Here is a 12,457-nt window from a genome sequence, read left to right as displayed (position 1 = left end):
AGCATGTCTCAGTACCAGCCGCCAGCACGGGCGACATTAAGAAAAGATGGGTTTACGTTTAAACAATTTTTTGTCGCACACGATCGCTGTGCAATGAAGGTTGGCACGGATGGCGTGCTGCTGGGGGCGTGGGCGCCGGTGGCCGGGGCACGGCGTATTCTGGATATTGGCTGCGGCAGCGGGCTTATCGCCCTGATGCTGGCGCAGCGCACGCCGCAACAGGTTACGCTGGATGCGGTCGAGCTTGATAGCGAAGCCGCCGCGCAGGCGCAGGAGAATGTGCAGGCCTCGCCGTGGGGCGCCCGTATCACCGTGCACCAGGCGGATATCCTTAACTGGAGCAGCCGGTGTGAAAAACGCTATTCGCTGATCGTCAGCAATCCACCTTTCTTTGTGCCCGGTATGGCCTCATCCAGCGTCGCGCGAGACACGGCGCGCAGCACCGCCACGCTCGATCACGCCGCGCTGCTGCAGTGCGCGGCACAGCTTATCGAAGAAGAGGGGCTGTTTTGCGTGGTGCTGCCGGTGGAGAGCGGCGAGGCGCTGGTGCAGCTTGCCCGCGCCGATGGCTGGCATCTGCGGCTGCGCTACGACGTTGCGCCTTATGCACAGCGGCCACCCAACCGGCTGGTGCTGGGCTTTTCACCTGCGGCAGGCGAGCTGATACAGGAGCGGCTGGCGATCCGCAATGAAGATAAAAGCTACTCCGCTGACTGGCTGAGCCTGGTGACAGACTTCTATCTTTTCCGCTGAGTATTGGCTGTCACCATACTGCAGCAGCGGTCGCGATCTGTCGTTACGTTCGCAGGATCCCTGCTGCATCGTGTTGCAAAGTGGCGAATTTTGCGCGCTGCCGTCAGCTATGCTGAAAAGAAGAGTAATAAAGATGAAAAAGAGATCGCCTTACGCTACTCTGCCAGCACCGATCGGCACTGCATAAGCTATTGAAAGCGGGTCAGCCGCTACGTCATAACGGGTTGCAATGCCGCGACGAAAAAACAGGTCGTAGTGAACTTCAGGCCAGAACAGAACTCAAAGCGCATGCTTGCTCACGGGTATGAGATGTGCTGGCAGTCCACTTACGCATAAAAGAGTTTTGGGGAGACATTACCTCGGATGAGCGAGCAGTTAACGGATCAGGTTCTCGTTGAGCGGGTTCAGAAAGGAGATCAAAAGTCCTTTAACTTACTGGTAGTCCGATACCAGCATAAAGTGGCGAGCCTGGTTTCACGCTATGTCCCTTCGGGTGACGTGCCCGATGTGGTACAGGAATCATTTATCAAAGCCTATCGCGCGCTGGAGTCGTTCCGCGGGGATAGCGCTTTTTACACGTGGCTTTACCGCATCGCGGTAAACACGGCAAAAAATTATCTGGTGGCTCAGGGCCGTCGTCCGCCTTCCAGCGACGTAGATGCAATTGATGCAGAAAACTTCGAAAGTGCGGGCGCGTTAAAAGAAATATCGAACCCTGAGAACTTAATGTTGTCTGACGAACTGAAACAAATTGTTTTTCGGACAATTGAGTCACTTCCTGAAGATCTCCGTATGGCTATCACGCTCCGGGAGCTGGATGGTCTGAGTTATGAAGAGATCGCTGCCATTATGGATTGCCCGGTTGGTACTGTCCGATCGCGCATATTTCGTGCCCGGGAAGCCATTGATAACAAAGTTCAACCGCTTATCCAACGTTAGTGATAACGGCTACTGAAAGGGTACCAAGGCATGCAGAAAGAAAAACTTTCCGCTTTAATGGATGGTGAAACGTTAGACAGCGAGCTGTTGTCCTCGTTGTCAAAGGATGTCGAACTTCAAAAAAGCTGGGAGAGCTACCATCTTATTCGCGACACCCTTCGCGGGGATGTAGGCGAAGTGCTGCATTTTGATATCTCCGCCCGCGTGGCCGCAGCCATTGAAAATGAACCGCTGCGCCCTGCGGCAACACCGCTGATCCCTGAAGCGCAGCCGGAACCGGCACGCTGGCAAAAAATGCCGTTCTGGCGTCGCGGTGGCAGCTGGGTGGCATCAGTCACGCAAATTGGCGTAGCCGCCTGCGTATCACTGGCGGTCATTGTCGGCGTGCAGCATTACAACGGCTCTTCTGCCGGTGGGGCAGCAGAATCCTCAGATGCTCCGGCGTTCAATACGCTGCCGATGATGGGTAAAGCATCACCGGTAAGCCTGGGCGTACCGTCTGATGCCTTTGAAACCAACAGTTCAAATCAGCAGGTTCAGGATCAGCGGCGTCGCGTTAACGCCATGCTGCAGGATTATGAACTGCAGCGCCGTCTGCATGCCGATCAGGTACAGTTTGAAAACAGCGTACCGCAGCAGGCGCAGGCCACCGTTCCCGGAACGCAGTCGTTAGGAACTCAACAGCAGTAATGAAGCAGCTCTGGTGCGCCGTTAGCCTTATGGCCGGCAGCCTGCTCTGGACATCAACCGCCCCGGCACAGACGTCGTCTTCCGGGGCGTTGTTACAGCAGATGGAGCAGGCGACTCAAAATCTCAATTATGAATTTGCGTATATTAATGTCTCACGACTGGGCATTGAGTCTCTGCGCTATCGTCACGCCATGGTGGATAAGCGCGTCTTTGCGCAGCTGCTGCAGATGGATGGTCCGCGCCGTGAAGTGATCCAGCGCGGTAACGAAATCAGCTATTTTGAACCCGGGCTGGATCCGTTCTCACTGCCGGGCAACCATATTATCGACGCGCTGCCTTCACTGATGTTTGCTGATTTCTCCCGGCTGGGTCAGGCGTATGACTTTGTGCCGGTAGGGCGATCGCGTATGGCTGACCAGATGTGCGAAGTTGTGCGTATTGTCTCCCGTGACGGTACGCGCTACAGCTATGTGGTCTGGCTGGACGTGGATACCAAACTGCCGCTGCGCATCGATTTGCTGGATCGCGATGGTGAAACGCTGGAGCAGTTCCGCGTTATCAGCTTTGCAGTGGATGAGGGCGTGCGCAATCTGATGCAGGGGCTTGAGAAGGCAAATCTGCCGCCGTCGCTCTCCCTGCCGGCGGGAGACAAAGTGGAGCTTAACTGGCAGCCTGGCTGGATACCGGCAGGCATGAAGCTGATTTCGCAGAGTCGTCGCGCAATACCCGCTATGAATAAAACCGTTGAATCGCGTCTCTACAGCGACGGGCTGTTCAGTTTTGCCATTAACATTGCGCCTGCCGATAAAAATAGCGTGCCTCAGCAATTGCGCACGGGACGTCGTACGGTGCAGACCGTTGTGCGCGATAATCAGGAGATCACCGTGGTGGGCGAATTACCGCCCGCAACCGCGAAACGTATCGCCAGCGCTATTGATGCAGGGGCAAAGAAATGATGAGAGAGTGGGCCACCGTGGTGGCATGGCAGGATGGCATTGCCACGCTGCATTCCGAAGCGAAAACTTCCTGCAACAGCTGTTCAGCGCGTAAAGGCTGTGGCAGCCATGCGCTCAACAAGCTGGGGCCGAAGAACGCCCATGTCATGACCATTCCCAGCGCTGAGCCGCTACAGCCGGGTCAGCGCATTGAGTTAGGCATTCGCGAAAGCAGCCTGCTCGGCTCAGCGCTGCTGGTCTATATGACGCCGCTGTTTGGCCTGTTTGCTGTGGCTGGCCTGTTTCAGATGCTGTTTCACAGCGACCTCGCGGCCGCCTGCGGGGCGCTGCTTGGCGGCGTGGGAGGATTTATCATTGCCAAAGGCGTTTCATCGCGCTATGCCGGACGCGAAGCCTTTCAGCCGGTGATCCTCAGCGTGGCGCTTCCGCCTGATGCGCTGCGGGTTGAAGATGTCAGCTGATGCCGCCCGGGCCGCCTGCTGTGCGGCCTTTTCATTTCCGCTTACCCGCTGAATTCTGTTGCAAATCCCACAGGTTCCATTCTTTAACGCGCGGCGTTAACAGTGTAATATGCGACGTCATTAATGAGGCCGACAGGGTTCCGGGTAAAGATCGCTTGCCTGAATGTGTCTGTGCTCACGTTTTCAACTGATTCTCTACGTGAAGATATTCATATAAATGAAGCACATACGAAATTTCTCTATTATTGCTCACATTGACCACGGCAAATCAACGCTCTCCGATCGTCTGATTCAGATTTGTGGTGGCCTGAGCGATCGTGAGATGGCGGCGCAGGTTCTTGATTCCATGGATCTGGAGCGCGAGCGCGGCATTACGATTAAAGCGCAGAGCGTCACGCTCGATTACACAGCGCCAGACGGTGAAACTTACCAGCTCAATTTTATCGACACCCCGGGCCACGTAGACTTCTCGTATGAAGTTTCCCGCTCGCTGGCGGCCTGTGAAGGGGCGCTGCTGGTGGTCGATGCAGGACAGGGCGTTGAAGCACAGACGCTGGCGAACTGCTATACCGCCATGGAAATGGATCTGGAAGTGGTACCGGTACTGAATAAGATCGACCTGCCCGCTGCCGATCCTGAGCGCGTAGCCGAAGAGATTGAAGATATCGTGGGTATCGATGCCGTAGATGCCGTGCGCTGCTCGGCTAAAACCGGCATCGGCGTGCCGGATGTGCTGGAGCGCCTGGTGCGCGATATTCCGGCACCGGAAGGCGATCCGGATGGCCCGCTGCAGGCGCTGATCATCGACTCCTGGTTCGATAACTACCTTGGCGTTGTTTCCCTGATCCGTATTAAAAACGGTACGCTGCGCAAGGGCGAGAAGGTCAAAGTCATGAGTACCGGTCAGGTTTATAACGCTGACCGCCTGGGTATCTTCACACCCAAACAGGTTGACCGCACCGAACTGAAGTGCGGGGAAGTGGGCTGGCTGGTGTGCGCCATCAAAGACATTCTGGGTGCGCCGGTGGGCGATACGCTGACGCTGCAGCGCAACCCGGCAGATAAAGCGCTGCCTGGCTTCAAAAAGGTCAAACCGCAGGTTTATGCCGGTCTTTTCCCGGTGAGTTCAGATGACTATGAGTCATTCCGCGACGCGCTCGGCAAGCTGAGCCTGAACGACGCCTCTCTATTCTATGAGCCAGAGAGTTCAACCGCGCTGGGCTTTGGTTTCCGCTGCGGCTTCCTGGGTCTGCTGCATATGGAGATCATTCAGGAGCGCCTGGAGCGCGAGTACGATCTCGATCTGATCACCACTGCGCCAACGGTTGTGTATGAAGTGCAAACCACCGATGGCGAAGTGGTATATGTTGACAGCCCGGCCAAGCTGCCGCCGCTCAACAATATTGAAGAGCTGCGTGAGCCGATTGCAGAGTGTCACATGTTGCTGCCACAGGAGTATCTGGGTAACGTGATTACCCTGTGCGTGGAGAAGCGCGGCGTGCAGACCAATATGGTTTACCACGGCAACCAGGTCGCGCTCACCTACGATATCCCGATGGCTGAAGTGGTACTCGACTTCTTCGACCGTCTGAAATCGACATCGCGCGGCTATGCGTCGCTGGACTACAACTTCAAGCGTTTCCAGGCGTCAGACATGGTGCGCGTGGACGTATTAATTAACGCAGAGCGCGTTGATGCCCTGGCGCTGATCACCCACCGCGATAACTCGCAGTACCGCGGTCGCGAGCTGGTGGAGAAGATGAAAGATCTGATCCCGCGCCAGCAGTTTGATATCGCGATTCAGGCGGCGATTGGCAACCACATCATTGCGCGTTCCACCGTGAAGCAGCTGCGTAAAAACGTCCTGGCAAAATGCTACGGCGGTGACGTCAGCCGTAAGAAAAAACTGTTGCAGAAACAGAAAGATGGTAAGAAACGCATGAAGCAGGTCGGCAACGTTGAGCTGCCGCAGGAAGCTTTCCTCGCCATTCTGCATGTCGGTAAAGACAGCAAATAAGGAACCACAATGGCTAACATGTTCGCCCTGATTCTGGTTATCGCTACGCTGCTGACCGGCATCATCTGGTGTATCGATCGCGTGAAGTGGGCACCTGAGCGTCGGGCAAAACAGGCCGCTGCACAGGCGCAGGCGGGTAACTCGCTCGACAGCAAAACGCTGGCGAAAGTGGCTGCGCAGCCAGGCTGGATTGAAACGGCGGCATCGGTATTTCCGGTGCTGGCGGTGGTACTGATTGTACGTTCATTTATTTTTGAACCCTTTCAGATCCCCTCCGGCTCAATGATGCCCACGCTGCTGATTGGCGACTTTATTCTGGTGGAGAAGTTTGCCTACGGTATTAAAGATCCCATTACGCAGACCACGCTGATCCCGACCGGACATCCAAAGCGCGGCGATGTCGCCGTGTTTAAATATCCGAAAGATCCCAGCGTTGACTACATCAAGCGCGTGATTGGTCTGCCGGGCGATAAAGTGATGTTTGATCCGTTCAGTAAAACGCTGACCATCAATCCCGGCTGCGGTAACGGCAAATGTGATACGGCGCTGCCGGTCACCTATACCAATATTGAGCCAAGCGACTTTATCCAGACGTTCAGCGGCTTTGACGGCAACGAGACCGGCAACGGCTTCTTCCGGAAACCGCAGGGTGAAACGCTGCGCGGTGGCCTGCGTCTCGGGACGCGCAAAGAGACGCTGGGCGATGTGACGCACAATATTCTGCTGGTGAATGAGGCGCAGAGTCAGGCGAACATGTACTATCAGCAGCCGGGCCAGCCGCAGGCGACCTGGGTGGTACCGAAGGGTCAATATTTCATGATGGGCGACAACCGTGACAACAGTGCCGACAGCCGCTACTGGGGCTTTGTGCCTGAGAAGAATCTGGTCGGTAAAGCGGTCGCTATCTGGATGAGCTTTGAAAAACAGGAAGGTGAGTGGCCGACAGGCGTACGCCTGAGCCGTATCGGCGGCATTCACTAAATACGGGTGGCTTCCTGTCTGACAGGAAGCCACTGCACACGAAACAGAACGCGCTGCTATCAGCCCTGTTTCGTATGCAGAGTTACAGACGCACAGAACAACTGGAATCGCATGAACCCCATTCTCATTACTAAGCTGCAGCGCAAACTGGGCTACACTTTTACTCATCCGGAACTTTTGCAGCAGGCCCTGACACACCGCAGCGCCAGCAGCAAGCATAACGAACGGCTTGAATTTTTAGGCGATTCAATTCTCAGCTATGTGATTGCCAACGCGCTTTATCACCGCTTCCCGCGCGTGGACGAAGGCGATATGAGCCGCATGCGCGCCACGCTGGTGCGCGGCAATACGCTGGCTGAGATGGCGCGTGAGTTTGAACTGGGCGAGTGCCTGCGTCTTGGACCAGGCGAACTGAAAAGCGGCGGCTTCCGTCGCGAGTCGATCCTTGCGGATACGGTAGAGGCGCTGATTGGCGGCATCTTCCTCGACAGTAATATCCAGACCGTTGAGAAGCTGATTCTCGACTGGTATCTGAACCGTCTGGAGCAGATAAGCCCGGGCGATAAACAGAAAGATCCCAAAACGCGCCTGCAGGAGTATCTGCAGGGTCGCCATCTGCCGCTGCCTTCCTATCTGGTGGTGCAGGTGCGGGGCGAAGCGCACGACCAGGAGTTCACCATTCACTGTCAGGTGAGTGGCATGGCCGATCCGGTCGTGGGCGTAGGCTCCAGCCGCCGCAAAGCGGAACAGGCTGCCGCCGAACAGGCTTTAATTAAGCTTGGACTCGAATAAATTGTTTTACGACAGCGCCATCCCGGCGCTGACTAAGTCAGGACCCGAATGAGCGAACACGAAACTTATTGCGGCTTTGTCGCGATTGTAGGCCGGCCCAACGTCGGTAAATCAACCTTACTGAACCAGCTGCTGGGGCAGAAGGTCTCGATCACCTCACGCAAACCGCAAACCACGCGCCACCGTATTATGGGCATCCACACCGAGGGCGCTTATCAGGCGATCTACGTGGATACACCCGGGCTGCATATGGAAGAGAAGCGGGCGATCAACCGCCTGATGAACCGTGCTGCCAGCAGCTCAATTGGCGACGTGGAGCTGGTAATTTTCGTCGTGGAAGGCACGCGCTGGACGCCGGATGATGAGATGGTGCTCAACAAGCTGCGCGACGGCAAAGTCCCGGTGGTGCTGGCGGTGAACAAGGTGGATAACATTCAGGATAAAAGTATCCTGCTGCCGCACCTGCAGTTCCTGAGCCAGCAGATGAATTTCCTCGATATCGTGCCTATCTCTGCTGAGAATGGCAAAAACGTCGATACCATCGCAGCGATTGCCCGTAAGCGTCTGCCGCTGGCGGAGCACCACTTCCCGGAAGATTACATCACCGACCGCTCACAGCGCTTTATGGCTTCGGAGATCATCCGCGAAAAGCTGATGCGTTTCCTCGGTGCCGAACTGCCTTACTCTGTGACCGTTGAGATCGAACAGTTTGTGGCCAATGAGCGCGGCGGCTACGACATCAATGGCCTGATTCTGGTAGAGCGTGAAGGCCAGAAGAAAATGGTAATTGGCAATAAAGGCTCGAAAATCAAAACCATCGGCATTGAAGCGCGGCGTGACATGGAAGAGATGTTTGAAGCCAAAGTGCACCTTGAGCTCTGGGTGAAAGTTAAATCGGGCTGGGCAGACGACGAACGTGCGCTGCGCAGCCTGGGCTACACAGACGATCTGTAACTGATGGAAGGCTGGCAACGCGCGTTTGTGCTGCATAGTCGCCCCTACAGCGAAACCAGCCTGCTGCTCGATCTCTTTACGGAAAGTCAGGGCCGCGTTCGCGTCCTGGCTAAAGGCGCGCGCTCGCGTCGCTCTCAGCTGAAAGGCACCCTGCAGCCTTTTACGCCGCTGCTGGTCCGCTGGGGCGGACGCGGTGAAGTCAAAACGCTGCGTAATGCCGAAGCGGTTTCGCTGGCGCTGCCGCTCAGCGGCATCACGCTCTACTGCGGTCTCTATGTCAATGAACTGCTGTCGCGCGTGCTGGAGCAGGAGATCCCCTTTTCTGAACTCTTCTTCGATTACCTGAACTGTATTCAGGAGCTGGCCGCCGGCACCGCCTCGCCGGAACCGGCGCTGCGCCGTTTTGAGCTGGCGCTGCTCGGGCATCTCGGCTACGGCGTCGATTTTCTGCACTGCGCCGGCAGCGGCGAGGCGATCGATGACGCCATGACCTACAGCTACCGCGAAGAGAAGGGCTTTATCGCCAGCCTGGTGCTGAATCAGCGCAGCTTTACCGGTCACCAGCTGCGCGCCATTGAAGCGCGCAGTTTCCCCGATGCCGATAGCCTGCGGGCCGCCAAGCGCTTTACGCGCATTGCGCTAAAGCCCTATCTCGGCGGCAAACCGCTGAAGAGTCAGGAGCTGTTTCGCCAGTTTATTCCAAAGAAGAAACCCGATGCGCCGCAGGCGTAGCGGCGGTCAGACCACCTGAACGTATCGTCGCGATACACTGCACTGACATTAAATAAAGAGAAGCGTAGTTATGGCTGAGTTGCTGTTAGGCGTCAATATTGATCATATCGCTACCGTACGTAACGCGCGTGGCACCCACTATCCCGATCCGGTACAGGCCGCTTTCGTGGCCGAGCAGGCGGGCGCTGATGGTATTACCGTGCATCTGCGTGAAGACCGCCGGCATATCACCGACCGCGATGTGCGTATTCTGCGCGATACCATTCAGACGCGGATGAACCTGGAGATGGCGGTCACGGATGAGATGATCGCCATCGCCTGTGACATCCGGCCGCACTTTGTCTGCCTGGTGCCGGAGAAGCGTCAGGAGGTCACCACGGAGGGCGGCCTGGACGTGGCGGGCCAGCAGGCGAGCGTCAGCGCAGCGGTACAGCAGCTGTCAGAGGCGGGCATACTGGTGTCACTGTTTATCGATGCCGACCGCCGGCAGATTGACGCAGCGGTTGCCAGCGGCGCGCCTTATATCGAAATTCATACCGGCGCATACGCCGAAGCGCCGGAAGGGCAGGCGCGTGACGCCGAGCTAATGCGTATTCGCGAAGCAGCGCACTACGCTGCCTCTCTCGGGCTGAAGGTCAATGCCGGCCACGGACTGACTTATCACAATGTGCAGCCCATTGCGGCGCTGCCGGAGATGCATGAGCTGAATATCGGCCATGCCCTCATCGGCCGCGCGCTCTTCAGCGGGCTGGCAGATGCGGTAAGCGAAATGAAGCAGCTGATGCGGGAAGCGCGGCGCTGATGGCGATTCTCGGCCTCGGCAGCGATATCGTGGAAATTGAGCGCATCGCCGGCGTTATCGAACGATCCGGCGATCGCCTGGCGCGCCGCGTACTGAGTGACGCGGAGTGGCAGCAGTATCAGGCGCATCAGCAGCCGGTGCGTTTCCTTGCCAAGCGCTTCGCCGTGAAAGAGGCGGCGGCCAAAGCCTTTGGCACCGGGATCCGCGGCGGACTGGCGTTTAATCAGTTTGAGGTGTTCAACGATGCGCTGGGAAAACCGGGTCTGCGCTTTTTTGAGCAGGCGAGCATCATTGCTGAACGGCTGGGCGTGCAGCGCGTGCACGTGACGCTGGCTGATGAGCGCCACTACGCCTGTGCCACGGTGATCATCGAGGACTGAGCGTTACGCGCTCAGTGCGGCCAGAGCTGTACGAATTTCTCCCACAGCGCGTCGCGGCTTTCGGCGCGCTGTGGGTCGCTGACAATCGTATTGTCGATAGGACAGACGCTCTGGCAGGTTGGCGTTTCATAATGTCCCACGCACTCGGTGCAGCGTGCCGGATCGATTTCATATATCGCCTTACCCAGCGCGATAGCCTGATTGGGACACTCCGGCTCACACATGTCGCAGTTAATACATTTCGCCGTAATCAGTAACGCCATTCTTCACGTCCGTTAATCCTCATTAAAAACGCGGTCATTATAAGCTGGTTTAACGCTTATATCAGCTTTTTCACCAGCGCTTCGCTGTGGCGAATGTGGCTCGATGCCCGCTCCGGATCGTGCTGCACCAGCGCCATAAACAGCAAATCTGTCAGGGCCAGCTGGGCGCTGGTTGAGGAGATTGCCGCGCTGCGCGTGCTCTGCTCCTCTGCAACGGTATAGAGGCAGATTGACGCGCACTGCTGCAGCGCATTTGGCGTAAAACCGGTAAAGGCCACCACATCCGCACCGATAGCGGCTGCTTCCTGTGCTGCCAGATTGATTTCGCGTCGTTCGCCGGTGTAGGAGATGGCCAGCAGGACATCGCCCGGCGCCATCGCCTGAACGCTGGCGAGCAGGGCGTGCATATCCTGCTCTGCCACCGCGTTAATACCGATTTTCATCAGTTTCCAGGAGAAATCTTTCGCCACCAGACCGGATGCCCCGATACCCACCAGCAGAATGCGGTTGGCATTCTTCAGCAGATGCAGCGTCTCCATCAGCTTCTCTTCGCTGTTGATATCCAGCGTGGCACGGATTGCGGAGATCTTCTCAGTCAGCAACTTCTCTCCCACGGTCTTCAGCGGATCGTCACTGAGGATATGGTTATGCACGGTGATCGCATCGCGATCCGCCAGCGATTCGCTCAGCGCCAGCTTCAGTGCCGGAAAGCCTTTATAACCCAGCTTCTGCGCAAATTTCACCACGCTCGACTGGCTGACGCCCGCCTCTTCAGCCAGCTTCTGCGAGCTGAGATGGCGCGCCCGATCGGGCTGTGACAGTAAAAAGTCGGCCAGCCGGCGCTCATTCAGCGCCAGCCGGGGATAGAGCTGACGGATTCGCAGCAGTGAACTCATGGTCGATCCTTACTCCCGGTTTTATAGCATGGCGCGGCTAACCTCTCCGCAGCATGCGCAGCAATAGTCAATATTCCATGACACCAAGAATAAACTATTCAGTGGGCTTTGTAGCTAGCGGAATTAAAAATCACAGCTTCGCTAAGCGCGGTTGCTGGCTACACTGTAGAGCAGCAACTGATTTAAAAAAGGAGAGGGGTTTGACACAGGACTCGCAACGTCGCGTCGTATTTTTCGACCTGGACGGCACGCTGCATCAGCAGGATATGTTTGGCACCTTTATGCGCTTTTTACTGCGCCGGCAGCCGCTGAATCTGCTGCTGGTGGTTCCGCTGCTGCCGGTTATTGGCCTCGGGCTGCTGATTAAGGGCCGGGCAGCGCGCTGGCCAATGAGTCTGCTGCTCTGGGCAATCACGTTCGGGCACAGCGAAACGTGCCTGCGTGCGCGTGAAGCGGAGTTTGCGCAGTGGTTCCGCGAGCGGGTAGTAGCGTTTCCGGTGGTGCAGCAGCGCCTGACCGATTACCTGCAGAGCAACGATGCCGATGTGTGGCTGATTACCGGATCACCGCAGTCGCTGGTGGAGCAGGTCTATTTTGACTCCGCTTTTCTGCCGCGTGTGAAACTGATTGCCAGCCAGATGCGGCCAGGACGCGGCGGACGCGTGCTGGCGATGCGCTGCCTGGGCCACGAAAAGGTTGCGCAGCTGGAAGAGCAGATTGGCACGCCGCTGCAGCTCTACAGCGGCTATAGCGACAGCAAGCAGGATAACCCGCTGCTGTTTTTCTGCCAGCATCGCTGGCGCGTAACGCCGCGCGGTGAACTGCAGCAGCTGGAGTGAAT

At 56.9% G+C, this 12,457-nt stretch carries 15 protein-coding genes; 13 read left to right on the top strand and 2 right to left on the bottom strand.

Translation table 11 applies throughout. The features are described 5' to 3' along the window. Positions 1–3: 3 nt before the first annotated feature. The 12 genes from trmN to acpS all read left to right on the top strand — a co-directional run bounded on the left by trmN (position 4) and on the right by acpS (position 10,457). Entirely contained in the window at positions 4–753 is a 750-nt protein-coding gene (trmN, locus tag LAC65_RS12080) for a tRNA(1)(Val) (adenine(37)-N(6))-methyltransferase TrmN (RefSeq protein ID WP_039385615.1), read from the top strand. A 363-nt stretch (positions 754–1,116) separates the two neighbouring features. Continuing rightward, positions 1,117–1,692: an RNA polymerase sigma factor RpoE gene (gene rpoE / locus LAC65_RS12075; RefSeq protein WP_039379714.1), complete on the top strand. Its 576-nt coding sequence runs from the start codon at positions 1,117–1,119 to the stop codon at positions 1,690–1,692. Between the two features lie 30 nt (positions 1,693–1,722). Continuing rightward, positions 1,723–2,382, top strand: a complete 660-nt coding sequence (gene rseA, locus LAC65_RS12070) for an anti-sigma-E factor RseA (protein WP_039379711.1) — start codon at positions 1,723–1,725, stop codon at positions 2,380–2,382. Beyond that, positions 2,382–3,338, top strand: coding sequence for a sigma-E factor regulatory protein RseB (gene rseB, locus LAC65_RS12065; RefSeq protein ID WP_039379708.1), 957 nt, complete (start codon positions 2,382–2,384; stop codon positions 3,336–3,338). The genes rseA and rseB overlap by 1 nt, the downstream gene beginning before the upstream one ends. Next, complete coding sequence (gene rseC / locus LAC65_RS12060) at positions 3,335–3,799, top strand: SoxR-reducing system protein RseC (protein ID WP_039379706.1); 465 nt, start codon at positions 3,335–3,337, stop codon at positions 3,797–3,799. The genes rseB and rseC overlap by 4 nt, the downstream gene beginning before the upstream one ends. A gap of 217 nt (positions 3,800–4,016) precedes the next feature. Further along, entirely contained in the window at positions 4,017–5,816 is a 1,800-nt protein-coding gene (gene lepA / locus LAC65_RS12055) for a translation elongation factor 4 (protein WP_039379703.1), read from the top strand. A 9-nt stretch (positions 5,817–5,825) separates the two neighbouring features. Then, complete coding sequence (gene lepB, locus LAC65_RS12050; RefSeq protein WP_039379701.1) at positions 5,826–6,797, top strand: signal peptidase I; 972 nt, start codon at positions 5,826–5,828, stop codon at positions 6,795–6,797. Between the two features lie 111 nt (positions 6,798–6,908). Beyond that, entirely contained in the window at positions 6,909–7,589 is a 681-nt protein-coding gene (gene rnc / locus LAC65_RS12045; RefSeq protein WP_039379698.1) for a ribonuclease III, read from the top strand. Positions 7,590–7,637: 48 nt separating this feature from the next. After that, positions 7,638–8,543, top strand: a complete 906-nt coding sequence (gene era, locus LAC65_RS12040) for a GTPase Era (RefSeq protein ID WP_039379695.1) — start codon at positions 7,638–7,640, stop codon at positions 8,541–8,543. 3 nt (positions 8,544–8,546) lie between these two features. Beyond that, entirely contained in the window at positions 8,547–9,275 is a 729-nt protein-coding gene (gene recO / locus LAC65_RS12035; protein ID WP_039379693.1) for a DNA repair protein RecO, read from the top strand. 70 nt (positions 9,276–9,345) lie between these two features. Continuing rightward, positions 9,346–10,077 carry a pyridoxine 5'-phosphate synthase gene (gene pdxJ, locus LAC65_RS12030; protein ID WP_039379691.1) on the top strand — a complete coding sequence of 244 codons (732 nt, stop codon included), beginning with the start codon at positions 9,346–9,348 and terminating at the stop codon, positions 10,075–10,077. Further along, positions 10,077–10,457 carry a holo-ACP synthase gene (gene acpS, locus LAC65_RS12025; protein WP_039379688.1) on the top strand — a complete coding sequence of 127 codons (381 nt, stop codon included), beginning with the start codon at positions 10,077–10,079 and terminating at the stop codon, positions 10,455–10,457. Before pdxJ ends, acpS begins: the two co-directional genes overlap by 1 nt. An 11-nt stretch (positions 10,458–10,468) precedes the next feature. Here acpS and LAC65_RS12020 read toward each other — a convergent pair whose 3' ends face one another. Together LAC65_RS12020 and LAC65_RS12015 are read right to left on the bottom strand one after the other, a co-directional pair. Further along, the gene (locus tag LAC65_RS12020) at positions 10,469–10,720 is read right to left on the bottom strand and encodes a YfhL family 4Fe-4S dicluster ferredoxin (protein WP_039379685.1); all 252 of its coding nucleotides are present in this window, start codon (positions 10,718–10,720) and stop codon (positions 10,469–10,471) included. Positions 10,721–10,776: 56 nt separating this feature from the next. Continuing rightward, positions 10,777–11,616 (bottom strand): MurR/RpiR family transcriptional regulator, encoded by an 840-nt coding sequence (locus tag LAC65_RS12015; protein WP_039379683.1) that lies wholly within the window; start codon positions 11,614–11,616, stop codon positions 10,777–10,779. 200 nt (positions 11,617–11,816) lie between these two features. Between LAC65_RS12015 and yfhb the strand changes: the two genes are divergently transcribed. Then, on the top strand, positions 11,817–12,455 hold the full coding sequence (gene yfhb / locus LAC65_RS12010; RefSeq protein ID WP_039379681.1) for a phosphatidylglycerophosphatase C: 639 nt from the start codon (positions 11,817–11,819) through the stop codon (positions 12,453–12,455). Positions 12,456–12,457 lie beyond the last annotated feature (2 nt).

The sequence above is a fragment of the Pantoea eucrina genome (assembly GCF_020079945.1).
Lineage (GTDB): Bacteria > Pseudomonadota > Gammaproteobacteria > Enterobacterales > Enterobacteriaceae > Pantoea > Pantoea eucrina.
Note: the sequence above shows the minus strand (reverse complement) of the source record. Positions and strands in the feature narration are given on the sequence as shown.